Origin of the sequence: Providencia sp. PROV175, from assembly GCF_032707045.1 — a bacterium.
Classification (GTDB): domain Bacteria; phylum Pseudomonadota; class Gammaproteobacteria; order Enterobacterales; family Enterobacteriaceae; genus Providencia; species Providencia hangzhouensis.
Map to the genome: position 1 here is coordinate 1,598,080 of NZ_CP120533.1, position 24,618 is coordinate 1,622,697.

Annotated in this window: 25 protein-coding genes and 1 other RNA gene; 14 read left to right on the top strand and 12 right to left on the bottom strand. The window is 39.6% G+C overall.

Annotated elements, in window-relative coordinates; translation table 11 throughout:
• Positions 1 to 154: 154 nt before the first annotated feature.
• The 5 genes from P3L44_RS06945 to P3L44_RS22110 all read left to right on the top strand — a co-directional run bounded on the left by P3L44_RS06945 (position 155) and on the right by P3L44_RS22110 (position 3,833).
• Positions 155 to 1,780, top strand: coding sequence for a DUF927 domain-containing protein (locus tag P3L44_RS06945; protein ID WP_272662252.1), 1,626 nt, complete (start codon positions 155 to 157; stop codon positions 1,778 to 1,780).
• A 450-nt stretch (positions 1,781 to 2,230) separates the two neighbouring features.
• Entirely contained in the window at positions 2,231 to 3,004 is a 774-nt protein-coding gene (locus P3L44_RS06950; protein WP_219246872.1) for a hypothetical protein, read from the top strand.
• A gap of 98 nt (positions 3,005 to 3,102) precedes the next feature.
• Positions 3,103 to 3,330, top strand: coding sequence for a hypothetical protein (locus tag P3L44_RS06955; RefSeq protein WP_219246875.1), 228 nt, complete (start codon positions 3,103 to 3,105; stop codon positions 3,328 to 3,330).
• A 124-nt stretch (positions 3,331 to 3,454) separates the two neighbouring features.
• Positions 3,455 to 3,610, top strand: a complete 156-nt coding sequence (locus tag P3L44_RS06960) for a hypothetical protein (protein ID WP_164996111.1) — start codon at positions 3,455 to 3,457, stop codon at positions 3,608 to 3,610.
• Complete coding sequence (locus P3L44_RS22110; RefSeq protein ID WP_099073630.1) at positions 3,603 to 3,833, top strand: HNH endonuclease; 231 nt, start codon at positions 3,603 to 3,605, stop codon at positions 3,831 to 3,833. Before P3L44_RS06960 ends, P3L44_RS22110 begins: the two co-directional genes overlap by 8 nt.
• A 324-nt stretch (positions 3,834 to 4,157) precedes the next feature.
• On the opposite strand, the gene P3L44_RS06970 is transcribed toward P3L44_RS22110, so the two are convergent.
• The 3 genes from P3L44_RS06970 to smpB all read right to left on the bottom strand — a co-directional run bounded on the left by P3L44_RS06970 (position 4,158) and on the right by smpB (position 6,426).
• Positions 4,158 to 5,366: an integrase domain-containing protein gene (locus tag P3L44_RS06970; protein ID WP_219246876.1), complete on the bottom strand. Its 1,209-nt coding sequence runs from the start codon at positions 5,364 to 5,366 to the stop codon at positions 4,158 to 4,160.
• A gap of 165 nt (positions 5,367 to 5,531) precedes the next feature.
• Positions 5,532 to 5,895: a transfer-messenger RNA gene (gene ssrA / locus P3L44_RS06975) on the bottom strand.
• Between the two features lie 48 nt (positions 5,896 to 5,943).
• Positions 5,944 to 6,426 (bottom strand): SsrA-binding protein SmpB, encoded by a 483-nt coding sequence (gene smpB / locus P3L44_RS06980; protein WP_004265004.1) that lies wholly within the window; start codon positions 6,424 to 6,426, stop codon positions 5,944 to 5,946.
• Between the two features lie 153 nt (positions 6,427 to 6,579).
• Between smpB and P3L44_RS06985 the strand changes: the two genes are divergently transcribed.
• Positions 6,580 to 7,014: a type II toxin-antitoxin system RatA family toxin gene (locus tag P3L44_RS06985; protein ID WP_036959027.1), complete on the top strand. Its 435-nt coding sequence runs from the start codon at positions 6,580 to 6,582 to the stop codon at positions 7,012 to 7,014.
• Positions 6,998 to 7,303 (top strand): RnfH family protein, encoded by a 306-nt coding sequence (locus P3L44_RS06990; protein ID WP_004265002.1) that lies wholly within the window; start codon positions 6,998 to 7,000, stop codon positions 7,301 to 7,303. Before P3L44_RS06985 ends, P3L44_RS06990 begins: the two co-directional genes overlap by 17 nt.
• A gap of 173 nt (positions 7,304 to 7,476) precedes the next feature.
• Here the strand turns inward: P3L44_RS06990 and bamE are convergent, their stop codons facing one another.
• From bamE to nadK, 3 genes are all read right to left on the bottom strand, one after another.
• On the bottom strand, positions 7,477 to 7,869 hold the full coding sequence (bamE, locus tag P3L44_RS06995) for an outer membrane protein assembly factor BamE (RefSeq protein ID WP_004265001.1): 393 nt from the start codon (positions 7,867 to 7,869) through the stop codon (positions 7,477 to 7,479).
• A gap of 112 nt (positions 7,870 to 7,981) precedes the next feature.
• Positions 7,982 to 9,643: a DNA repair protein RecN gene (gene recN, locus P3L44_RS07000; protein WP_140172282.1), complete on the bottom strand. Its 1,662-nt coding sequence runs from the start codon at positions 9,641 to 9,643 to the stop codon at positions 7,982 to 7,984.
• Between the two features lie 86 nt (positions 9,644 to 9,729).
• Positions 9,730 to 10,629, bottom strand: a complete 900-nt coding sequence (gene nadK, locus P3L44_RS07005; RefSeq protein WP_140172283.1) for an NAD(+) kinase — start codon at positions 10,627 to 10,629, stop codon at positions 9,730 to 9,732.
• 101 nt (positions 10,630 to 10,730) lie between these two features.
• Between nadK and grpE the strand changes: the two genes are divergently transcribed.
• Positions 10,731 to 11,324 carry a nucleotide exchange factor GrpE gene (gene grpE, locus P3L44_RS07010; protein ID WP_004264998.1) on the top strand — a complete coding sequence of 198 codons (594 nt, stop codon included), beginning with the start codon at positions 10,731 to 10,733 and terminating at the stop codon, positions 11,322 to 11,324.
• Between the two features lie 53 nt (positions 11,325 to 11,377).
• Here grpE and ung read toward each other — a convergent pair whose 3' ends face one another.
• Positions 11,378 to 12,058: a uracil-DNA glycosylase gene (gene ung, locus P3L44_RS07015; RefSeq protein ID WP_140172284.1), complete on the bottom strand. Its 681-nt coding sequence runs from the start codon at positions 12,056 to 12,058 to the stop codon at positions 11,378 to 11,380.
• Positions 12,059 to 12,438: 380 nt separating this feature from the next.
• Between ung and grcA the strand changes: the two genes are divergently transcribed.
• Both grcA and P3L44_RS07025 read left to right on the top strand, forming a co-directional pair.
• The gene (gene grcA / locus P3L44_RS07020; protein WP_036959024.1) at positions 12,439 to 12,822 is read left to right on the top strand and encodes an autonomous glycyl radical cofactor GrcA; all 384 of its coding nucleotides are present in this window, start codon (positions 12,439 to 12,441) and stop codon (positions 12,820 to 12,822) included.
• Positions 12,823 to 12,980: 158 nt separating this feature from the next.
• Positions 12,981 to 14,426 (top strand): ankyrin repeat domain-containing protein, encoded by a 1,446-nt coding sequence (locus P3L44_RS07025; RefSeq protein ID WP_272662250.1) that lies wholly within the window; start codon positions 12,981 to 12,983, stop codon positions 14,424 to 14,426.
• 32 nt (positions 14,427 to 14,458) lie between these two features.
• Here the strand turns inward: P3L44_RS07025 and srmB are convergent, their stop codons facing one another.
• From srmB to P3L44_RS07045, 4 genes are all read right to left on the bottom strand, one after another.
• The gene (gene srmB / locus P3L44_RS07030; protein ID WP_272662249.1) at positions 14,459 to 15,796 is read right to left on the bottom strand and encodes an ATP-dependent RNA helicase SrmB; all 1,338 of its coding nucleotides are present in this window, start codon (positions 15,794 to 15,796) and stop codon (positions 14,459 to 14,461) included.
• A gap of 193 nt (positions 15,797 to 15,989) precedes the next feature.
• Entirely contained in the window at positions 15,990 to 17,195 is a 1,206-nt protein-coding gene (gltS, locus tag P3L44_RS07035; protein WP_036959023.1) for a sodium/glutamate symporter, read from the bottom strand.
• A 645-nt stretch (positions 17,196 to 17,840) separates the two neighbouring features.
• Positions 17,841 to 18,758: a formimidoylglutamase gene (gene hutG, locus P3L44_RS07040; RefSeq protein WP_272662248.1), complete on the bottom strand. Its 918-nt coding sequence runs from the start codon at positions 18,756 to 18,758 to the stop codon at positions 17,841 to 17,843.
• Positions 18,759 to 18,760: 2 nt separating this feature from the next.
• On the bottom strand, positions 18,761 to 19,492 hold the full coding sequence (locus P3L44_RS07045; protein WP_004912819.1) for an IclR family transcriptional regulator: 732 nt from the start codon (positions 19,490 to 19,492) through the stop codon (positions 18,761 to 18,763).
• A 158-nt stretch (positions 19,493 to 19,650) separates the two neighbouring features.
• Between P3L44_RS07045 and trmN the strand changes: the two genes are divergently transcribed.
• Positions 19,651 to 20,385 carry a tRNA(1)(Val) (adenine(37)-N(6))-methyltransferase TrmN gene (trmN, locus tag P3L44_RS07050; RefSeq protein ID WP_140172288.1) on the top strand — a complete coding sequence of 245 codons (735 nt, stop codon included), beginning with the start codon at positions 19,651 to 19,653 and terminating at the stop codon, positions 20,383 to 20,385.
• Between the two features lie 30 nt (positions 20,386 to 20,415).
• On the opposite strand, the gene nadB is transcribed toward trmN, so the two are convergent.
• Positions 20,416 to 22,011, bottom strand: coding sequence for an L-aspartate oxidase (gene nadB, locus P3L44_RS07055; RefSeq protein ID WP_180359531.1), 1,596 nt, complete (start codon positions 22,009 to 22,011; stop codon positions 20,416 to 20,418).
• A 394-nt stretch (positions 22,012 to 22,405) separates the two neighbouring features.
• Here nadB and rpoE point away from each other — a divergent pair, with 394 nt between their 5' ends.
• Genes rpoE through rseB form a run of 3 tightly spaced genes read left to right on the top strand, consistent with a single transcriptional unit; the run spans position 22,406 to position 24,616 of the window.
• Entirely contained in the window at positions 22,406 to 22,984 is a 579-nt protein-coding gene (rpoE, locus tag P3L44_RS07060; protein ID WP_004912810.1) for an RNA polymerase sigma factor RpoE, read from the top strand.
• A gap of 58 nt (positions 22,985 to 23,042) precedes the next feature.
• Positions 23,043 to 23,666 (top strand): anti-sigma-E factor RseA, encoded by a 624-nt coding sequence (gene rseA, locus P3L44_RS07065; protein ID WP_004264983.1) that lies wholly within the window; start codon positions 23,043 to 23,045, stop codon positions 23,664 to 23,666.
• On the top strand, positions 23,666 to 24,616 hold the full coding sequence (rseB, locus tag P3L44_RS07070) for a sigma-E factor regulatory protein RseB (RefSeq protein ID WP_004264982.1): 951 nt from the start codon (positions 23,666 to 23,668) through the stop codon (positions 24,614 to 24,616). The genes rseA and rseB overlap by 1 nt, the downstream gene beginning before the upstream one ends.
• Positions 24,617 to 24,618 lie beyond the last annotated feature (2 nt).

Below are 24,618 nucleotides of genomic sequence, written 5' to 3' on the forward strand. Positions count from 1 at the left end.
GACAGCACCAGTATGCCTGTAGATATGGAAGATTGATTAGTCTGGTAGTTTTTGGAATGAACACTAGTTAATTTATCTTTATTAGTATAACGCTAATACATACTGGTGTTGTAAATGGTGATTTGGTGATTTTGTGATTATCAAAGAGGCCTTTATGACTAGAAAGAAAATTGGTTCAAAACATATTAAGCTTGTTGCTTTATCATATCAAGATGAAGGGCAAGAATCTTATCGTTTAGTTGAGTTTTTCAATGTAAATAAAAATAAGGATATTTTTTTATTAATTCCAGCGTCAATAATTGCAGTACCTAATAAACTTAAAAGTCTTCTATTAGAGAATGGATTTAAACCTAAAGTTATCCATGAGAACTTTAATGGAGTTTTTAATATTATTTTAGGTGATTGTGATGAAAGAATTGTACTGTGTAATAAACCGGGTTTTCTTTATGTTGATAATGAACTCTACTATATTAAAAATTCAGGAGAAGTATTAGGTGGACATAATGGCTTGAAGATATTTCCAAATCCTAATGCTAGAACGTTTAATTACTCATGTCAGGCTAAAGGCACATTAGAACAATGGAAAAATAAGGTTGCAGAAACTGCTAAATATAGTCCTTATGTTATGCTTTGCTTATGTTCAGCTTTTGCTGGCATGTGTATTTATTTTACAGAGATAGAATCTGGTGGAAAGCATATTTATGGTGGTAGTTCTTCGGGGAAAAGTACAGTGTTAAAATCAGCAGCTTCTGTATTTGGGGATTCCTCATACATTCTTGATTGGAATATCACCGAAGCTGCATTTGAGCAGCAAGCGGAGTCTCGTAATCATGGATTGCTATTGACTGACGAACTTATTTTAATAGATTCCAATCGTCAAACTGCCGCCCAAAAAATGCAAAAATTTGTGTATATGCTTGGTTCTGGTACTGGAAAGTCAAGAAGTCATACCTATCAAGAACGTTCGGCAAGTTGGCAATTAGTCGCTTTAAGCAACGGAGAAGAAGCTTTAAGCCAACATGCCAGCTCTGGTCTAATGAGTCGTAAGAATGGTGAAATAGCTCGATTCATAGATGTTCCTGTTGATTGTGATAATGATATGGGTATTTTTAGTTCATTACCTGAAGGTGTATCGTCATCTGCTGAATATGCAGAATATTTGAAAGAAAATTGCAATAACTATTATGGCACAGCTGGAGATGCGTTCTTACAGAAGATACTGACACAGGTTAGCAAAAAATCTCCAGAGTATATTACTAATAAGCTCAACGACTATATTACTAAATTCTTGGAGATGAATAATGTAGGTTCTAATGGATTAGATAAACGTATAGCTACTCGTTTTGCTTTAGCTTACGCAAGTGGGATACTCGGTATTAAAAGTAAGGTTCTCCCCTTTACTGAGAAGGAGGTTTTTGATGGAATTACACATTGTTATCTGAAAGCTATTGACCAAAACCCAGTTAAAAAGATGGTTTTTAATCAAAAACTATTAGATGCATTGAAAAAGCCCTGTAAACCGAAAAAGAGCCTAATAGATGAGGATGAGCTAAATAACTTAGATGTTATTGTTTTAAAAATTAAGGGAGAACATTATGCCGCAGTAAACCCATCATTTTTTAATAAAAATATTATTGGGAACAAAAAATCAGTGATTAATCAGTTGGTCTCAGAAGGGAAGTTGCTAACTGATGCCCAAGGCAAAAGCACTCGCCAGTGCAAGGTTAATGGCGTGAAATTGAGCCGCCGTTACTGCTTGAAAGTAGATGTTGTGAGTTAACTGTTCAATCAGTAAGGTATTATATTAAAGGCCTTCTAGTTATTTCTGGAAGGCCTTTGTTACATTGGCTTTAGGTTATTTGAGTGATATTGATTGTATCTGCGTCAAATTTAATTGAACTCACAGCGAGAAGCGGACATACACTAATTCAGTGTCAGCACGACAATACAGGTAATAAGTAGACTGGAAGTTTTCAACCGGTATCGCTTACCAGCACTTGTCATGGTCACTACCTTCGTTTTTTTATACATCTGTAATGTTTGCGATAAAAGAATAGGCCAAGTGAATGTATTCAGGCTCAGCGGCTGGATTTATGTTATTTATTTAAATTAATGTTTGTCGTAGTCTTTGTATGACAGGAGTTGAATTATATGGAAGGCACTATTAACATGTTAGCACAGTATTCCTTATAATCACTATTAACCATCCTAAGGAGTAGTAGTAAAACTAATGAACTTGAAGCTGCGCATGTTTTTTCTCTCCGTATTACTATTCCCTTTTGCTCCTGTGTGGGCTGAGGAGTCTGGTGCAAAGGTCGAATGTGAGTTTTCGCACCCAATGCTGCCTCACAAACCTTTTCAGACTGTTAGGCCTGAAATAAGAATCGTCTGCGGATCAATCACCGTTTTCCAGACCGTCAGCATGCCGCCCATACCAGCCATAACTATAATCCCGAGTTCGAGTGGTAATATGTCCACTGGTTCATCAACTCTTGTCGCGCTGATCTCTGCGGCGGCCGGAATATTCGGTGCACTGGCTGGCGGACTTGCCAGCTACTTGCTTGCCAGACAGAAAGCGAAGACTGACTTGGAACTCGAAACTAAACGCCTGCAAGCGAATCTTGTAGCGACAGAGCGTCTTCGTTGGCTGCAAGATATTCGTGAAAGGTTGTCGAATTTATATAAACAGCTTGACCTGCAGTATAACCTTTTGAAGCGCCCAATGACTTCCGGCTCAAATGCAACTACACAACAACAACTTGATGTGATGTCTTCTGAGATCATGGAGCAATGCAATATGATTACGCTAATGCTGAATCCAGCCAAACCAGATCAAGCGGAGCTTCGCGATACGGTTCAGCAGGTGCTCAAATTCATGCTGACAGCATTTCAGCAAACAGGAGTATTCAATGACACAGAGTACGCTGAGCTTAAGCAAGCTGCATTTGGCGCAATGACACGACTGGGCATAGAGACTTGGCGGCAGGTGAAAACTTTGTCATGAGCTAGCTACGGCTAACCATTCATTCGACCTGATGCCCAGCGGGCGCCAATGAATTCGAATGTTAGCCACTAATTTTTAATTTAGTATTAGGACTTTTTATGAATCTCAACATCAAAATTCTAAAAAAAGGGGACACTGTTGTTAGCGTGTTGCCCTATGAAGGAAGTGTTGCTATTGCAGTCAAGAGAAAATCAGGACATATAGAAATTATATTGATCTCAAAGAATTCAGACGGCTTGCCAGAAATATCGTCAACATGGACTATTGCTGAAGGAGATAATGAAATCGAAGTTCGAGATGGCCACGTAAGAGTTTCAACATTCTAGAGGCCTTAAAATGAAATGTAAAACATGCGGATTAGAAGGACACAATCGTAGGACATGTCCGACCGCTAATAACACAAGCTCGGAAGAAACCAGAGATCGGGCTTTGATTCTTCGTATCGATGGAATGACACGAAGCGAGCAAGATGAAATGCATGCTGAGATTGTTAAGTTAAAGAAGCGCGTCACAGGTGACGAAGTGAAAGCCACATTGGTTGAGGGAAGTAGCCGTGAATTGCCTAGCAAAATACGTGCTCTCATAGAGAAGAAGGAAAATGAATAAACGGCCGTATTCTCACACAAGACAGCAGAAGAGAATCAAAGAATTACAGGATAACCTATGCATTGTTTGTTGGAGAAACGGGAAGAAAGAAGCACGAGGCCATCACTTGATTCCGTTCTCTGAGGACGGGAGCGATAACATCATTAATTTTGTCACCTTGTGCGACGAATGCCACAAAAAGTATCATGCGGGTAAGCTGAACATTGATATCTACAGGTTCTAAACTAATGTCTGCCCCTGCAATTAACCGGAAGGGAAAAAACCAGTTTTCACTTCCGGTTATTTTCACGTTATGTTCAGAGAGTAAGTATTAGAGTTTTGTACTTTGTTAAATAAATAGAATCTTTGCTTAATTTTAGCATCAGATCACACAGACAATCCCGCGTCAAAGCGATAGCAAAGAATCGCCAACAGGAAAATCTGCAAAGCGCGTACTCTGAATCACTTAAACATTTAACTTAGGTTGATTCTTTCCCATATTTTTACTCATCATTGTGTTAACGACGTCCGCTCAGGCACAAAACAGACTGCTAAACTTAATTGTTTATTAGCGCTTGTTGATTGAGTCATCAACAAACTCTCCCCACCAATCCATCATTTCGCGTCTTTGTTCAAGATAAATAGCTCTGTTATAAGCACGTCTTACCTCATTACTATCTATATGGGCTAAAGCTGCTTCAATCACATCAGGTTGAAATCCATGCTCATTTAATGCAGTTGATGCAATTGAACGGAATCCATGTGCTACAAGGCGACCTGCAAAGCCAACACGCTTGATAGCCGCATTAACTGTTTGGCTATTCATTGGTTTAGTGTGTGGTGATTTCATACTAGGAAAAATGTGTTCCCTATGACCGCTTATAGGTTTCATAGTTTCTAATATTGCCAATGCTTGAGGGGAGAGAGGTATGATATGTTCTCTTTTCATCTTCATTCTTGCTGGTGGGATAGTCCAAAGCTTATTATCAAGATCGATCTCACACCATGCCGCTTCGGCTGCTTCGGCTGGGCGGGTCATAGTTAATAATTGCCATTGCAGTAAACAATAAGTTTGTCGCTCAATGTTGACTCCTTGGATTGCAGCCATCAATTCAGGAAGCTGATCAGGTTTTAATGCAGGTAAGTTTTTTACAACTGGATTTTCAAAGGCAGCGGTAATTTTTGCAGCAGGGTTAGCATCAAGAAAGCCAACATTCACAGCATAAAACATCACTTCATTAATGCGTTGTGCTACTCGTTTAACTGATTCTAGTTTGCCTTGTGCTTTTAAGGGTTCTAATGCGCTAATAAAATGGCGAGCTTTTAAATCAGTTATTGCTATATCACCAACATTAGGAAGTACATGCAGCTCAAGAGAACGCCAAATATCTTTCAAAGTTGATTCTTGCAAGCTAGATTTACTTTTGATTTTGAACCACTGCTGAGCTATTTTTTCAAAAGTATTATTTTTTTCTTCAAATAGGCGTTGTTCTTCAGCTTTTTTGTGTTCTTGTGGATCTATATTTTTAGCTAGAAGCTCTCGCGCATTTTCTCGTTTAAGCCGAGCCTCTAAAAGGCTAACTGTAGGATAGCTACCAAAGCTAATAAGTGCTCGTTTCTTGGTTATAGGGCGGTAGTAGTTAAAGCGCCATATTTTTGAACCAGTTGTTTTGATTAGTAGATATAAGCCATTTCCATCTTGCAGCGTATAATCTTTATCTTTGGGTTTTGCTGATTTAAGCTTGGTATCACTGAGTGGTACTGTTGTACGCGCCATATAGTTATACGCCTTTTAGTTATACATAAGGGATATAACTAATGATATAACTAAAAATTTTGCTTGTCACTGAACATAACTGACCATTAATACATATAAAAAAAGCCTCCAACTATGATATTGAAGGCTTTTTTAATCATCACTGAGCATCAATGATACTATATTTGGTGGAGCTGGCGGGAGTTGAACCCGCGTCCGAAATTTCTACATCCTCGGTACTACATGCTTAGTCTAGTCTTTGAATTCATTTGCCAGCTGCGGACAGACACGCCACCAACAAACTATCCTGATTAAGTTTAACGCTTCAACCCCAGGCAAGGCATCCACGCGATCTCTTTTGGGTTTGACCTCTCTTGATCCCCGTCCTAAGAGCGGAGGCTAGGGAGAGAGGGCTCTAAGCAGGTTATTAAGCTGCTAAAGCGTAGTTTTCGTCGTTTGCGACTATTTTTTTGCGGCTTTTTACGAGGCCAACCGCCCCTCGGCATGCACCTTGGGTTTCGCAAATCCCGTCGAATCCAGAATCAGCCCCAAGTTGTTGAGCGCAGTATAACAGAAAAATACTCTATAAAGCTAGAGGTTAGCGATTAGAATGTTTCATTATACGTGCTTTATCGAGTTGCCATTCACGTTCTTTAATATCAGAACGCTTATCGTGAGATTTTTTACCTCTGGCAACGCCGATTTTAACTTTACACCATGCATTTTTCCAGTAGAGAGAAAGTGCAATAACGGTATAACCTTCGCGGTTAACTTTACCGTAGAGTGTATCTAATTCACGTTGATTTAAAAGTAATTTTCGGCTACGAGTTGGGTCGCACACAACGTGCGATGATGCAACAGTCAGCGGTGTGAAGTTTGCACCGAATAAATAAGCTTCGCCGTCCCTTAAAAGAACGTAGCTATCTCCAATGTTGGCTTTGCCTGCACGGAGTGATTTGACTTCCCAACCTTGTAGGGATAGACCCGCCTCGAACTCCTCTTCGATAGAATATTCGTGGCGAGCACGCTTGTTCATAGCAATTGTTGCTGAACCGGGTTTATATGGTTTTTTCTTTGTCATAGTGCAATCATTATACTGTAAGCTGAGTTGAAAGAAATCTTTCTAAGCTGATATTTTTTTGATTGTACAAATCTTGCCCTATGTGGGTTTTGTTTTTTGTTTAACCAATCAAAGATGGTATTATACGCTCAGTTTTTGGGGATAGGAATTGATATGCCACAGATTAGTCGCTCTGCGTTGGTCCCTTTTAGCGCAGAACAAATGTATAAACTCGTTAATGACGTTATTTCATATCCGAGCTTTTTGCCGGGGTGTGTGGGTAGCCGAATTATTAGTCATAGTTCTGAAGAAATGACCGCTTCTGTTGAAGTGTCAAAAGCAGGCATTAGCAAAACTTTTGTCACAAAAAATGTGCTAGAGGATAACAAGTGCATTCATATGCAACTTGTGGAAGGGCCATTTAGTAAATTAGCTGGTGGTTGGAAATTTATTCCTTTAAGCCCTGATGCTTGTAAAATCGAGTTTCACCTTGATTTTGAATTTACAAATAAATTGATAGAACTTGCATTTGGCAAAATTTTTAAGGAATTAGCTAATAATATGGTTCAAGCCTTCACTTTAAGAGCAAAGGATGTATACAGTGTCTGAGCTGAATATTGAAGTGACATATGCGCTTCCTGAAAAGCAATTTTTGCTATCAGTAAAAGTGAAAGAGGGGGCGACAATAGAAGAAGCAATACTAGCTTCTGGTATTTTAGCTCTTAGAGATGATATTGATCTTAAAAAAAATAAGATTGGTATTTATAGTCGCCCTGCTAAATTGACAGATTTAGTGCAAGATGGGGATCGTGTTGAGATTTATCGACCTTTGATTGCAGACCCAAAAGAATTACGTCGCAAACGAGCGGAAAAGTCTAAAGAAGTTAAAAATAAGTAAACCGATTATACGTAGCGAACCGAGCAAAGCTCGGTTTTTGTCTTTAAATTTATTTATACAAGTTGAGTCTAAATAAATTTTTAATAAAGATACTCATAATAACAACCCGCCTGAATAAGTCCTTCATAAAACAGGTTGTTACTATCACACTAGGTGGTTCTTAGTGTTTGTGGTTAGTCAGCTGTTTTAGTTTCTGATGCTTTTGTTTCAGCAGCTTCCATTGATTCCTGCGCGGCAAGATTTTTCTCGTTTTTGATGTCAGTAAGAATACCATTGCGATCAAAAATCAGAGTCAAAGTTTCTTGCTGAACTGGGTCATGCCCTAGTTCTTGGCGGAAAACATAATACCAAGTCTGAGTACCAAACGGGTCAGATAACATTGGCGTGCCCAAAGTATAAGCGACCTGTTGCTGTGTCATTCCTTTTTGGATCTTAGCAACATCTTTCGCTGTGAGGTAATTACCTTGGTTAATGTCCGGGTGATAGACAAGACGTTCCATCATTGAACAGCCCGTAGACATTAATGCGAGTGATAGTGCGGCAGCAGTTAACAATTTATAACGCATGGATATCTCATTCCTTTTGGAGTCAGAACATCAATGATAATCGACATTGATACAATTTAAAACCTTCCTTATCGACTCTAAGACCACATGAGCGTAAAAAAGTTGTCAAAAATTATGCTGCAAGTAACTCTTTTGCGTTGGCTAGTGTATTTTTGGTGACTTCTGAACCTGCCAAAAGGCGCGCAAGCTCTTGTAATCTAGATTTTTTATCTAATAGCTGCATATGAGTTTCAGTTTCAACTCCATTAGTTTCTTTGCTTACATAAAAATGATGATGTCCACAACCTGCAACTTGAGGTAAATGCGTTACACACATGACTTGAGTTGATTCACCTAACTCACGTAATAACTTACCAACAATAGCGGCTGTTGGTCCGCTAATACCCACATCGACCTCATCAAAAATTAACGCTGGAGTATCCATTTTCTTAGCGGTAATAACTTGAATAGCTAGTGCGATACGCGATAGTTCACCACCTGAAGCAACTTTAGCGAGCGCCTGATGTGGCTGGCCTGGGTTCGTTGTAACATTGAACTCTATCTTACATGCACCATCAACCTGCAATTGTTCTGGTATAAATTTCACATCAATAGTAAACAGACCATGAGGCATTGAAAGTTGATGCATACTGTTGGTAATTAGTGTGCTTAACTCTTGGGCATAATGCAGTCGCACATGGTGTAAACGCTCTGCACAAGCTAATGCTTTTTGATGATCGATAGCAACTTGCTCGTTTAAAGTTTCACAATCTTCGTTTTGATTAGCAATTTGTTCTTGCTCAGTCAATAACTGTTGAAATAGTTCAGGTAGTGCCTCGGGGCTAACATGATGTTTTCGAGCTAAGCTAATTTGTTTAGAGATACGTTGCTCAAGTTCAAATAAACGGTTGGGATCAAGTTCGTATTGATCGCAATAATGTTTTATTTCATCACTGACTTCACTGACTTGTATTGATGCTTCTTCAAGCATATCGAGAAGTTCTGAAAATTTCGGATTGAGAGCAACGAGATCAGTCAATTCATTTTTTGCCATATTTAATAAACTAATGACGTTCGCATCATCATTTTCAGATAGCATGTGCGTGGTTGTTTGACCAATAGATAAAAATTGCCCATGATTAGCGAGTTGTTTATATTCTTGGTCTATCTCTTCAAATTCTCCTTGAACAGGAAGGAATTCGTTCAGTTCTTTTAGATGATATTCCAGCAACTGTTGTCGAGATTCACGCTCTTGCATCTCTTTTTGAAATACGGCTAATTGTTGGCAGGAGTCGTGCCATGTTTTCCATGCTTTTTTCATTTGAGCAAGTAGTTCTTGCTGGTTTGAATAGGCATCAAGCAGGGACTTTTGATGAGTGTTATCTAGCAAGAGTTGGTGCGCGTGCTGGCCATGAATTTGGATCAGCAATGTACCGAGTTCTCTAAGTTGTGATAAAGGTACAGAAACGCCGTTAATAAAGCCTCGGGAACGGCCGTCAGGAGAGATAGTCCGACGTAATAAGCACTCATTTTGGTTATCAAGTTGGTGCTCAATAAGCCAATTAGCAGCCATCTCAGCATCAACTAAGGAAAAACGGGCACAAAGATCAGCACGCAGTGCACCAGGGCGTACCATATTGGCTTCCCCCCGATTACCTAAACATAGGCCAAGAGCATCAATAGCAATGGACTTACCCGCACCTGTTTCACCGGTTATGGCTGTCATACCATTACGGAAATCAATTTCTAATTCACGTACGATTGCAAAATTATTGATTGTTAGTTGGGTAAGCATCTGCGCTCTCCTGTAAAAATACACACCTGTGTTTTAATACAGTGTATGACTGTTTTTTTATACAGTAAAGAGGCAGAATGAAAAAATTAAAAAGTTTTTTTAGCCCAGCCTAATTTTGAACTTAATGTATTGAAATAATTGTAATCTTGTGGATGAACTAAATTAAGATTTTTATTACTACGTTTAACAATAACTTCCTCTCCATCCTGAATAGGGAGCATAATTTGGCTGTCACAGCTGACTTCATAATCAATATTTGTTCGTAAAAACTTCAACCGAATACTGCTGTTGCTGCTAATCACCAGTGGTCTGGAGGATAAGGTATGTGGAAACATTGGAACTAATACAATAGCATCCAAGTTTGGGGTTAAAATAGGGCCACCTGCGGAAAGAGAATAAGCTGTAGAACCTGTTGGTGTGGCGATAATCAAACCATCAGAACGTTGAGAAAAGGCAAATTTTTCATCAATGTAAACCTCGAATTCGATCATATGCGCAACTTTGCCTGGGTGCAGAACAATCTCATTAATTGCGGTGCTTTTACGTGCTTTTTGGTTAGCTTTAATGACTTGTGCTTCTAGTAAAAAACGTCTTTCTTCGCGGTATTTTCCTTCAAGAACACTTGAAAGTTGTTGCAATGCATTATCAGGGTCTAAATCAGTAAGAAAACCGAGATTACCACGATTTACACCGATCACTTTATTATTATACCGGGATAAAATACGAGCAGCGCCAAGCATATTGCCATCCCCGCCAACGACGACAACTAAATCAGCCTGTTGGCCTATTTCAGTTAATGTACCAGTGTTGGCATTAGATAATTTTAAATCTTTAGCAACTTGTTTATCGATAATGGCATGATAATTTTTTGAAATTAACCAATGGTATATTAATTCATGAGTTGCCAATGCTTCAGGATGCCTAGGGTGCCCGACAATGCCTATCGTTTTAAAATGTGGTAGTGCTGTATTATTGTCCTTTCGCATACTTTTTTGGCCTCTGATTGTATGACTTCCCTTGAATCCCTGTATTAGATCCCCATAATACTCTCATATATGGGATTAATGCTAAATACGCGGAGATATTCATGAGTAGTAAAGACCAAAACATGCATGATGAGCAAGCTTTTGAACAAAATGAATCACAAAAAGTTCAAGCTGAGCAAGAAGCCAGCGTTCAACAAGCTGATGAGTTACAAGCAGACGAACAAGCGTTAGCCGCGCGTATTGCTGAGCTTGAGCAACAGTTAGAAGCTTCACAAAAAACTGAACGTGAAGCGATGTTACGTGCACACGCAGAAATTGAAAATATTCGTCGTAGGACTGAGCAAGATATCGAAAAGGCACATAAATTTGCACTGGAAAAATTCTCAAATGAATTATTGCCAGTGATTGATAACTTGGAACGTGCAATAGAAGCTGCTGATCACGAAAGTGAAGAGTCTAAAGCGATGTTAGAAGGTTTAAATTTAACGTTAAAAACCTTTTTAGATGCAGTGGCTAAGTTCGGTATTGAGCCTGTCAGTGAAGTGAATGTGCCATTCAACCCTGAAGTTCATCAAGCGATGACGATGATTGAGTCACCTGATCACCAAGCTAATCATGTGATTGATGTGATGCAAAAAGGGTACACGTTAAATAACCGTTTACTCAGACCTGCAATGGTTATTGTGTCTAAATAATCGATGAAATGGGATACGTGAGTATCCCATTTTTTATTGTCCGCAATTTGAAATTATTCGCTAATTACAGGTGTCCAATCTATAGGTTTTTTGCCTTGCTGAGCTAAAATTTCATTTGTTTGTGAAAAATGCCCACAACCTAAAAACCCGCGATGAGCAGAAAGTGGGGAGGGATGTGGGGCTTTCAGAACATGATGGCGTTTAGTATCAATAATTTTACCTTTTTTCTGGGCATGAGAGCCCCAGAGTAAAAAGATCACGCCCTCGGTATTTTCATTAATTGCTTCAATAACTTTATCTGTAAATGTTTCCCAACCTAAATGTGCATGGGAATGGGCATTGCCTTGCTCGACGGTGAGGACGGTGTTAAGGAGTAAAACACCTTGTTGAGCCCAACTGAGCAAGTACCCATGATTAGGCCTTTGAAAGTCACTAATATCTTTTGCTAGCTCTTTATACATATTGACTAATGATGGTGGTGGCTTAATTCCTGGGAGTACGGAAAAAGAGAGGCCGTGAGCTTGCCCTGGCCCATGGTAAGGGTCTTGCCCAAGGATAACAACTTTAATATCAGAAAGCTCGGTATACCTAAATGCATTAAAAACGTCGTCTTGAGCAGGATAGATAATTTTACCATTTTTGCGTTGTTCTGCTACATAAGCCAACGTTTCTTTGAAATAAGGTTTTGATTTTTCAGGGCCAATAACATCGTGCCACGTAATGGAGTTTGACATGAAATATTCCATAACAATGAATTTAAGAAGGAACAATTATATGAACCAGTTGATAGCTATAAGCTTACTGGTTCATGAGGGAGAGATAAAGCCCTGATATTGAGTATTAATCTTTAAAAAAAATTGAAAATATATAAAAATAGTTAAAAAAGTGAATTATGAATTTTGATTTAAATCATAATGTTGGGTTGGTTGAATTAGTTACTAAGCGGAATAATTGATAAATATCAAAGAAAATAGGGGATCTAGCTGGTATAAAATACCTATATACATTGGTTAGACCAAATATCCAATTACAAGTTTTCATAAGATTGATGGTTAATGTAGCTTCGATTTATTAAGCAAATCGAATGCAATCTAGCTCGAACGTGGAGGTCGACATGATTACAGGTATTCAAATTACTAAAACTGATAATGCAGCATTGATGAATTCGTTTTGGTTACTGGATGACGAAAAAAATGAAGCTCGTTGTGTTTGTGCGAAAGCCGATTATAACGAAGGGCAAATCGTTGCTAAAGACGAATTAGGTGCTTTTGAGTATCGTGAAGTTCCTTTAGAAATGAAACCAACTGTACGTGTTGAAGGTGGTCAGCACTTAAATGTTAACGTATTAAGTCGTGAAACATTAGAAGATGCAGTTAAAAACCCAGAAAAATATCCACAATTAACAATCCGTGTTTCTGGTTATGCAGTGCGTTTTAATTCATTAACGCCTGAACAACAACGTGATGTTATTACTCGTACTTTCACTGAAAGCTTGTAATAAATATTAAATGTAATTACATCTAGTAATGCATAATAAATTCTAAAGCCATTGTTACCAATGGCTTTTTATTTGTTCCTAATAAAGTTGATTATTTCCCACCTTGGTTATTTGTATTTCAATATTCTTCCAACAAATACACTTGTTAGGGAGAATTCATGTCACTACCAACACTACAAACATTATCAAAAAGAGATGAATATATTTTTGTTAGAGAAAACTTAAATATTTATTTGCAGCACCAACATCAAGAAATTAAACCTTGTATAACAGATTTATGGCCTAAAGAGATATTAAGAGAAGACTTCTTAGGAGGTCATGCACAACAAAATGACTATATTTTGGCTCTATTAGCGCAAGGTGCTTATCATAAAAATTGGCGGAATATTCAGGGTGTTGAAAGATTAAGTAATAAAGAGATTTTTGATCTCGGAATTAATGCAGAACTATTAAACGACGAGCAAACAGGTTTTCAAGCTAATATCTGTCGATTTAATGATTTATATATTCTTTGTTTTGCTGGTACTAACGATATTATCGATTTTTACAGTAATATTCGTCAAGGCCTTGGTTTTTATGAGTCTCAATATTTTCAAGCTGTTGGTTTGATGAATGTTTTATTCAATGCAGTTAATGGAAACACAATTTGTACAGGGCACTCATTAGGTGGAGGATTGGCATCAATAGCGGCGTTAGCGAGTCAATCACCCTGTATCGCATTCAGTCCTGCAGGGCTGGCAAAAAATACTATTAATAATATTGGGATTGATTATCACGTTGCTGAAAAAATGGCACAAGAAGGGTTGATACGTTATTACACGGTGCAATATGATTGGCTCGATGGATTACAAAACTCTTTACCGATCCCTTCTGCGTTGGGAAATTGTATTAAAATGGCTTATAGCGAACATAGCTCTTGGAAAAATTGGTTACCCACCCGTTTATTAACAAGAAGTTTTATTGCTCATTCAATGCTTAAAATTATTAGGGTTATGTGCAAACATAAGCCATGGAATAATTGGAATGCAATCACAGGTGAATATAATAAGGTACAAGAAATACCACTAGAAATATTTCCAACTAAAGAAGAAAAACAGGAAATGAGTTGGCAGGAATGTTGTGAAAGTGCTATCAAAAAAGGAAATATAACGGAGTTTTCAGCACTTTTATCATTAGACCACAAACCTTGTGACATTAGTTTATTGGCACAACAATCAGTCAGAACAGTTAATGGGCAATTTATGACAGCCCTAATGGAATCTCAATATGGTCAAACAATTAAAATGTTTCAATCCAGAGGCCAAAAAAGTATTTTGCATTTAGCTGCGCAAAATGGCCGTCTTATACAATCGCAACTTTTATTAAAAAATGGATTAACAGTGAATATTAAGGATAGTTTGGGGAACACACCTTTACATGATGCGTTAAATAGCCATGCACTTGATGTTGCTACATTACTATTGGAAAATGGAGCCGATTGGCGAATTAAAAATAATAAAGGCTTAGATTGTAAGGATATACTTGGTAGCCATATTATTAAGTATGATTTGCTAACTCATGAAGGCAAACAAATGCGAGATAAAGTTTTTCAAATGATGGGCTAAATAAAAAACGGGCCTAAACCCGTTTTTAGTGACTAGTTTTTATCGCTAGCTGTTGGTATAGAAGGGCTAGCAGGAGTACGACGTTTACCAATATTTTTCTTATCGCGATGGCGTACTTTTTCTTTTTTCTTAGCTTGTTCTTCTTTTTTCTTTTCTTTACGCTTAGCAAGCACTTTCTTCGACGGTTTTGGCTTATTTAGCATCGCTTCTGAAGGGGCTTTAGTTGTTGGACGTAAAGAATCAACCACACGAATTTTGATAGGTTCTTCAATATAACGAGTAATTTTACCCAATAATGGGAAGTCATGCGCTTCGACTAAGGAAATTGCGGTTCCTTTACGTCCAGCTCGGCCGGTACGGCCAATACGGTGCAAATACACATCTGCAGTTCTAGGTAAGTCAAAGTTAAAAACATGGCTAACGTTTTCGATATCTAAGCCACGGGAAGCAACATCTGTTGCAACGAGTACTTTAACTTGGCCGTCAACTAGGCGACGTACCGCTTCATTACGCTTAGCCTGTGGCATTTCACCTTCAAGATAACAAGGTTCGATACCCGCTTCACGTAACCATTGGACTAATTCGCGCAAACGCTCACGCTTACGCACAAATACGATAGCTTTGGTGACTTCATCCTGTTTTAACAAATGACACAGTAATGCTGTTTTATGCTCTAGAGTGTCAGCACGGTAATGAAATTGCTGAATTTTTTTACGTTCACGGCGTGAAGGGTCGGCGTCAATTTCAATTGGGTCTTCTAATAAGCGCTCAGCAAAGTCACGAATAGCTTCGCCTTCAAGAGTTGCAGAAAATAGCATGGTCTGCTTGCGCCAGCGTGTTTCGCCTGCAATTGTTTCTATGTCATTGGCAAAACCCATGTCGAGCATGCGGTCAGCTTCGTCAAGGATCAAAATCTCAACTGCTCGGCAGTCAAAGTTTTCTTCTTTAATATATTGGAGTAGACGGCCTGTTGTTGCGACGACAATATCTTGATTTTCGCTGAAAACTTCAGCGTGATTCATATAAGCAACACCACCCGTGATTGTTGCAATATCGAGGTGATTATGGGCACATAATTCTTTTGCTTGGTCAGCAACCTGCATGGCTAATTCACGAGTTGGCGTGACAACTAGAACGCGAGGCGGCCCTGATTTCTTTCTAGGGAAATCAAGTAAATGTTGGATCGCAGGTAGTAAAAACGCGGCGGTTTTACCTGTACCTGTCGGGGCTGAACCTAATACATCGCGGCCATCCATTGCAGCAGGAATAGCTGCCGCTTGAATAGCGGTTGGACGTTGATAGCCTTTATCTGAAAGCGCATCAATTAGGCTTTCATCAAGTTCAAGTTCAGTAAAAGTGGATGCAGTCATGATATACCTCTATTTGGGGCGCTGATTATAAACAGGTTAGCAAAATTGTTCACCTGAAAAAATCAGCTTTGCTCAAGTGTAACTGTTTTCACTGTGGACAGGGAGCGATATATCAATGTATGTGAGTGAAATATAGAGAAGATAAATAATTGAAGGAGGAAAGAGCTTTTCCTCCTTTATATGCTTATCTAACTTAGCTAAGTATATTAATTAACCATGTATGATAAGGAATACCAACTAAGTCAATGAGCACGGCACCACTGAGTGGCACAATCATGAAAGCTTTCATTGACACTTGTTTGTAACGTTCACAAACAGAGGACATATTCGCCATTGCATTTGGCGTCGCACCTAAGCCGTGCCCCATTAGGCCTGCACACATTACTGCGGCATCGTAGTTTTTGCCTAATAAGCGGAAAATGACAAAGACAACTAATAGAATTAAAATAATCACTTGCGCCAATAGAATGGTGAATAATGGCAAAGCAACAGCTTTTAGCTCCCATATTTTCAATGACATCATCGCCATAGTCAAAAATAGGCCAAGCGAAACTTCAGAGATAAGGTCAACCGACTTTTGGTTAATACGGAATAATTCTACTTGGTCATTAATATTGCGAATAACAATCGCAATGATCATTGCTCCAACATAGCTCGGCAAAGAAAACCCGGTTGCTTTGGTAAATTGCGCTGAAGCGAATTGACCAATAACCATAATTCCAAGAACAAGTGCTAGCATTTTTAAAAAGGCGTGAGCATCGATGGATTCAATTTTTCCAGCAATGGTTTCAGGAACTTGAACTCGCTCAACATTTTCATCAGCTTTAATCTGCACGTTAAATTTCTTAATTAAGAATGTTGCAATCGGACCACCAAGTAAACTTCCTGTAATTAGGCCGAATGTTGCTGCGGCAATTGCGGCAACCGTTGCGGATTGCACGCCAAGGCCCTCAGCCATGCCACCAAAGGCTGCTGCACCACCATGTCCCCCAGTAAGAGAAACGCCACCAGCCATGATACCAATAACGGGATCAACACCGAGTAAATGAGCAAGGCCTGCACCAAAGGTGTCTTGGAAAATAACCACAAACCAGCAGATAAACAGGTAGATAAAGAGTAACCGACCACCACTTTTTAAAATACGGAAGCTGCCGTCAATACCAATAGTGGTAAAGAAAGCGACCATTAAGAAGGTTTGTAAACTGGTATCAAAATTGATTTCGGCCAGATTAAATGATTTGAGCCCCCAAATAATCAAACTAACCAGAAAGCCGCCAATGACGGGAGAAGGGATACAAAAGCGCTGTAGCCATTCGATACGTTTCTTCAAGTGGATCCCCATGAGTAAGCAGATCACCGTTAGGAAGAGGGTGGAGAGTGTGTCGAGGTGTAGAATCATATTTTTCCCTTTTTAACTGTTGTCTTTCACGCTACAGCGTTGTTGGCCGCGCTCCGTTACCCTAGTCACATACTTTTGTATGCTCCTAGGGATAACGTCACTTGCCGCCTAGCTGTAACGCGAAATTCAATAGTTAAAAACCATTAAGTTATTGCGCTACAGCGTTGTTGGCCGCGCTCCGTTACCCTAGTCACATACTTTTGTATGCTCCTAGGGATAACGTCACTTGCCCTAGCTGTAACGCGAAATTCAATAGTTAAAAACCATTAAGTTATTGCGCTACAGCGTTGTTGGCCGCGCTCCGTTACCCTAGTCACATACTTTTGTATGCTCCTAGGGATAACGTCACTTGCCGCCTAGCTGTAACGCGAAATTCAATAGTTAAAAACCATTAAGTTATTGCGCTACAGCGTTGTTGGCCGCGCTCCGTTACCCTAGTCACATACTTTTGTATGCTCCTAGGGATAACGTCACTTGCTGCCTAGCTGTAACGCGAAATTTAATAGTTAAAAACCATTAAGTTATTGTGTTACGGCTAGTTTGATAATCAACTTCAAAGCTATTTTTATTGTGGTGTTTGAAAATTAATAATCTTAACAGCGTGAGAAACAGTGTATTTATCAGTCGAGTTGTTGTGTTGTTTTATTAGAATAAATATTGGTATATCAAATAAGCCGCGAGTTTGGCGGTATGGTTGTCAATATCAAATTCAGGATTACATTCTGCGATATCAAAAACCGCAATTTTTTGGCTGCTCTTGATAATGGCAAACAATTCATCAAAAATTTCAGTAGAAATGCCTTTTGGTGCTGGTGCACTAACGCCCGGTGCAATAGCGGCAGAAAAGACATCTAAATCAACGGTGACATATAAATAGTCTACTTCGTCAATAAATTTTTTAATTTTTTCAATCGCTTGAGGTAGCTTAGAATAAGCGAGTTCTTTATCGCGGATATATTGGCAACCTAGCGTATCTGCGGTATCGAATAATACTTTTGTATTGCCATGATCTGCGATACCTAGACATAAATATTTGAAAGAGCGTTGGTGTTGCTGGCACAACATGGCAGATTGTAAAAATGGAGTGCCAGAAGTGGCAACAGGGGCTTCACGCAAATCAAAATGTGCATCAAAGTTAATAATACCAATCGTTTTACCCGCTTGATGTTGTTCAACGTAGTCAAACAGGCCCTGGAAGCTCGCAAATGCAACTTCATGACCGCCGCCAAGGACAATCGGTTTTTGGTTATCAGCGAGGAGGACGATAAGTTGGTCGGATAAACGGCGCTGTGCTGCTTCTAAATTGCCATCATCACAGCGAATTGTACCGGCATCTTTGATTGCAATCGGCTGATGAATAGGCAACCCTGCCAGTTGATGACGAATTGCATCAGGGCCTGCTTTTGCACCTTGGCGGCCTTTATTGCGTCGAACGCCCTCATCAGAAGCAAAACCAATTAATGCAAACTTGGCAGGTGTGTGTTTATTAATGACTTGGTGGATGCGCAAATGTTCTTGTGTTTCACCATCTGTGCGCCCTTGCCATTGGAAAGGTTGTGTCATAGTTACTCCAAGTTAATTAATTTAGTGATGTTATGCGCTGTTTGGCAGGTGTGCGTGATAAATTCATCCACGCGATGTGTAGAGCGAAATTCAGGTGCCATAACTGAAACGACAGCTAACACATCATTACCTTTGAAAATCGGTGCAGAAACACCCAGTACGCCTTCATCGATTTCACTCACAGACATGCCGTAACCTTGTTTGCGTATCTGTTGTAAATCTTGTTGTAGCTTTATTTTTTGTTGTTCAGTGGTTAACTGCTTTGTATGAGCTTCAAGTACTTGGTTTTGATAGAGTTCATGACGAAAAGCTAACAATGTTTTCGCACTTGCTCCTTTAACTAAAGTATTGCCCCGGCCAATAATAAAAGAGCAGCGCAGCGCTTGTTCACTCTCAATCATGTCGACACAAATGGTCTCTCGTAAATTTGAGGTGATAATCGCCACGGTTTCTTGGGTTTTTTTCGCTAAAGTTTGCAGTTCTTGTTTAGACGCGCTCATCAATAAACTGTGGTGATAGTATTTTTCTTGATTTTTGATACTCTGCGAGCCAACACAGTATGTTCCATATTGTTTTGCGTGAGATACAAATTCCCAATCTATGAGAATTGTTAGTAAACGATAGACGGTTGATAATGGGATCTCTAACGCTGATGAGATAGACTGTGGCGTCACTGGAGATGCGCAAGTTGTGATGTAAGACAAGATGTCTAAGGTTCTATTTATACTGTTCATGGCATCTCCTTTTTTTCGAACTTATCAGTAAATTTTTTTCGTCTCAAATATAATTCTCATATTATGAGAATTATATTGTAGCAAATAGGTTAAATTATGACTTTTATTTGCTTAGTATGAGAATGTTCGAACAAGTATTAGCCAATTAGAGTGTTTGCATGTGTAAGCAAAAAAAGAATTACCGTAAAGGCGGTTTTACGTTTAAACAGTTTTTTGTGGCTCATGACCGATGTGCGATGAAAGTGGGGACGGATGGTGTGCTATTGGGGGCTTGGGCTCCTGTAGACGGTGTTCAGTCTGTATTGGATATTGGTAGCGGTAGTGGGCTAATAGCATTGATGCTAGCACAAAGAAATGCAATGTTATGTGTTGATGCCGTCGAGTTAGATAGTGACGCGGCAGTGCAAGCACAAGAAAATTTTATTGAATCCCCATGGGCGGATCGTTTACATGTCATCAATCAAGACATTGTGAGTTACAGCCAGTTGTTATCGCTTCAATATGATTTGATTGTTAGTAACCCACCTTACTTTGAACCTGCGGTTGCGTGTCGGGATGAAAAACGAGACCAAGCGAGATATACCGCGACATTAACTCATGATGTATTACTCGAAAGTGCAAAATCCTGTCTTACATCTCATGGACTATTTTGTTTAGTGCTGCCCTATGAAGTTGGTGAAAAAATACAGAAGATGGCTGAGAATTCAGGTTGGTTTACCGCTTTTCGCGTCAATGTTAGTGATAAACCTACAACGGTCTACCATCGCATGCTATTGGGCATTCAACTGCAAGAGATACAAACACAAGTGACATCGCTGGCACTCAAAGATGAAAAGGGTGAGTATACCGATGAATTTCGTAAACTAATTCAGCCATTTTATGTGAAATATTAAAGCCGGCTCAAAGGCCGGCCCTAGCTCACGTTATTCAGGTTTTAAAATAGTGGGGCCTGAATTAGGAAGTGGTTCTGGGTAATCCAAGTTGTAATGTAATCCACGGCTTTCTTTGCGTTCTAATGCACAACGAACCATTAATTCAGCGACTTGAACTAGGTTACGTAATTCAAGTAAGTTATTTGAAATGCGGAAATTTGCATAGTAGTCGTGAATTTCTTGCTGCAATAGATGGATGCGACGCAGTGCGCGCTCAAGCCGTTTTGTGGTTCTCACAATTCCCATGTAATCCCACATAAATAAGCGTAATTCATGCCAGTTATGTTGAATAACAACCTGTTCATCTGAGTTATGTACTCGGCTTTCATCCCATTCAGATAAATAGGGGATTTCGCCGATCTGTTTAATCGTTTTATTAATATTTTCTGCCGCCGCCCAACCATATACCAAGCATTCTAATAGCGAATTGGATGCCATACGGTTTGCACCATGTAAGCCAGTGTAGCTAACTTCGCCAATTGCATAGAGATTCTTGATATCAGTCATACCCGTTTCATCGACAATTACACCACCGCATGTGTAATGGGCCGCTGGGACGATAGGGATGGGCTCTTGAGTGAGGTCTAACCCTAAAGTCATCAATTTCGCATAAATAGTCGGGAAATGGTTTTTAACGAAATCGCTAGGCTTATGGCTAATGTCCAAATACATGCAATCAGCACCAAGGCGTTTCATTTCATGGTCAATAGCTCGTGCAACAACATCGCGAGGGGCAAGTTCACCGCGATCGTCGTGATCTGGCATAAATCGGCTACCATCAGGACGCTTGAGGTAAGCCCCCTCACCACGTAATGCTTCAGTTAATAAGAAATTGCGTGCTTGTGGGTGAAATAAACACGTTGGGTGGAATTGATTAAATTCAAGGTTAGCAACACGGCAGCCAGCCCGCCACGCCATTGCGATACCATCACCAGAAGAAATATCAGGGTTAGTGGTATATTGATAAACTTTAGCCGCGCCGCCCGTTGCTAGAACAATCGTTTTCGCTCGAATGGTTTCAACTTGCTCTTTTTGGCGGTTCCATACGTAAGCGCCTAAAATTCGTGGCGATTCAGCCTCATTAGAAAGGATAAGGTCGACGGCATTATAGCGTTCTTTAATATGAATGTTTGGGTGGGCAAAAGCGAGGTCAACTAGCGTGGTTTCAACTTCTTTTCCTGTGGCATCAGCATGATGGAGGATCCGCCGATGACTATGGCCACCTTCACGGGTTAAATGATACTGTGTTTCACCGCTTTCGGTAATTTCAGTATCGAATAAAACACCTTGGTCAATAAGCCATTGCACGCAATGTTTCGCATTGGAGGCAATAAACTCAACAGCTTCTTTCTGGCAGATACCTGCACCAGCAATTAGGGTATCTTCTACATGGGATTCGATGCTGTCAGTGTCATCAAAAACGGCGGCAATACCACCTTGTGCGTAATATGATGCCCCTTCGCTGAGGCTGCTTTTACTGAGAATGGTCACTTGATGAAAAGGGGCGAGCCGTAAGGCAGCTGAAAGTCCTGCGACACCACTCCCAATGATTAAAATATCAGTGTAATGCTGTGTGGATTCGTTCATAAGTGTTTGCATGTATATAATAGTATGTATTGAGTTTTTTATGTTAGCCTATCGAGTGTCCTATTGCTATGAGTGGATGGTTGTTAAGGCACAGTATATTGACCTAGCGCTATTTACGTATTCAAATGCTTTTAGTGTGATAGCTATCGCATTCGCGCCTAAAATCTGTATGCTGTCTTATAGGCCTGAAAGAATATTATAGGCAGTTGTTTTAATAAGGATCTTTAAGATCATCTCAGTAATTTTTTTATCAGTTTTGTAAATTTTTGACTATTTTTTTAGATTAAATTGAACTTCAACGAGTTCTACTACTCAAAGTAGTGCTTGCTTTAGGAAGGGAGAACATGATCAAGTTAACATATTATCGGCCTGAATTCGGGAGATACTTCCTGGAATGAGCGAGCAACTGACCGACCAGATTTTGGTTGAAAAGGTACAAAAAGGCGATCAACAAGCTTTCAACTTATTGGTGATAAAATATCAGCATAAAGTCGCAAGCCTAGTATCCCGCTATGTACCGCAAGCAGATGTGCCTGACGTTGCGCAGGAGTCATTTATAAAAGCTTATCGCGCCATTGGTTCGTTTCGTGGTGACAGCGCATTTTATACTTGGCTTTATCGGATTGCGGTAAATACAGCTAAAAATTATTTAGTTGCCCAAGATAGACGCCCACCTGCGTCGGACTTGGAAGCGAGTGATGCAGAAAACTTTGAAACCGCGAGTGCCTTAAAAGAAATTTCGAACCCAGAGAACTTAATGTTGTCTGATGAATTAAAGAAAGTTGTTTTCCGGACCATCGAATCGCTGCCAGAAGATCTTAGAATGGCAATTACTCTCCGCGAGTTAGATGGTTTGAGCTATGAAGAAATCGCAGAAATAATGGATTGCCCTGTTGGCACCGTACGTTCTCGTATTTTTAGGGCAAGGGAAGCGATTGATAATAAAGTTCAGCCTCTGATTCAACAGTATTAGTCTGTTAAATCAGTCAATTAAATATAATTGTGATGCAATTAACTGAAGGTAATTGGGCATGCAAAGAGAGAAACTTTCCGCAATGATGGATGGCGAAGTACTAGACTTAGAACTGGTCAACGCTATTTCACGTGATTCAACGTTAAAACAACGTTGGGAGAGCTATCATCTTATTCGTGATACTCTGCGTAACGATACTAATGAAGTCATGCACTTCGATATTGCAAGTAAAGTTGCGGCAGCATTAGAGAATGAAGCTGTGCGTATTAATCCTCAGGTAGTTGTCGAATCGCAGCCAGAGCCTGCGACTTGGGGGGCTTTCCCATTCTGGGGTAAAATTCGTCCTTGGGCGAGCCAGCTGACTCAAATTGGTGTTGCAGCTTGTGTGTCTTTGGCGGTTATTGTTGGGGTTCAACAATACAACCAAAGTAATACCGTTGACTCACCGGTTGATGAGCCAATGTTTAATACTATTCCTGTTGGCAGCGGGGCGCCAGTTAGCTTAAATATCTCAGATAATCAATTATTTGGTAATGAGCAGCAAATTCAACAAGTTGAGCAACAAAATCAACGTATTAATGCGATGCTGCAACAGTATGAAATTGAAAGACGCTCGATGCTTAACCAGCAATATCAAGAGTCTGTAAAACCTGCGTCTTCAGCAGGAGTTAAATTGCAATAATGAACAAATGGTTATCCGTCATCTGCCTGACGGGCAGCCTGATTATTTCTAATCAAGCTTCGGCATCTGAACTAGATGCCGATGTTCTTTTTAAAGAAATGGGAAATGCTGCCCAGAACCTCTCTTACGAAATGTCTTATATGACATTCAGTCCGCAATCAATAACACCTGTACGTTACCGCCATGCCATCATTAATGGTGAACCTGTTTCACAAATGATCCAAATGGATTCATCGCGTCGTGAAATTGTTCAAAAAGGCAATAGCATCAGTTACTTTGAACCTGGTTTTGATGCATTCAGCTTAAATGGTAAATATATAGTTGATAATTTACCATCAGTAGTTTTTGCCAATTATCAACAGATTAAACCTTATTATAATTTTATTGATGCAGGGCGGACCCACATTGGCGATAGGCCAGCATTAGTAATTCGCATAATATCGAAAGACAATTCTCGGTTTAACTATGTAGTATTGATCGATGAAGAAACGAAATTGCCATTACGTATCGACCTTCTCGATAATAATAGCCAAACATTAGAACAATTTCGTGTGATCTCGACGGTGCTAGATAGCCAAACAGTTAAGGATTCATTACTTGCGTTAAGTAAAGTGAATATGCCGCCATTATTGATTTCCCCTAAAAATGGAAATCCTTCCTTTAAGTGGCAAGTTGGCATGTTACCACCTGGTTTTGAAGAAATATCCCGTTCTTCGCGAAAATTAGCTGAAGATGACGTGGTTGAAACCGCAATGTTTAGTGATGGTTTATTTACCTTTTCTGTAAATGTGACAAAATCGACTAAAGGCCCGTTACTCGATCAACCGCTTCAAAATGGGCGTCGAACTATTTACACAATGACGCAAAAGCAAAATGTCATCACTATCATTGGTGAATTACCATTAGCAACAGCACAAGTGGTAGCAGGTAGTATTCAGTTTCGGGAGTAAAT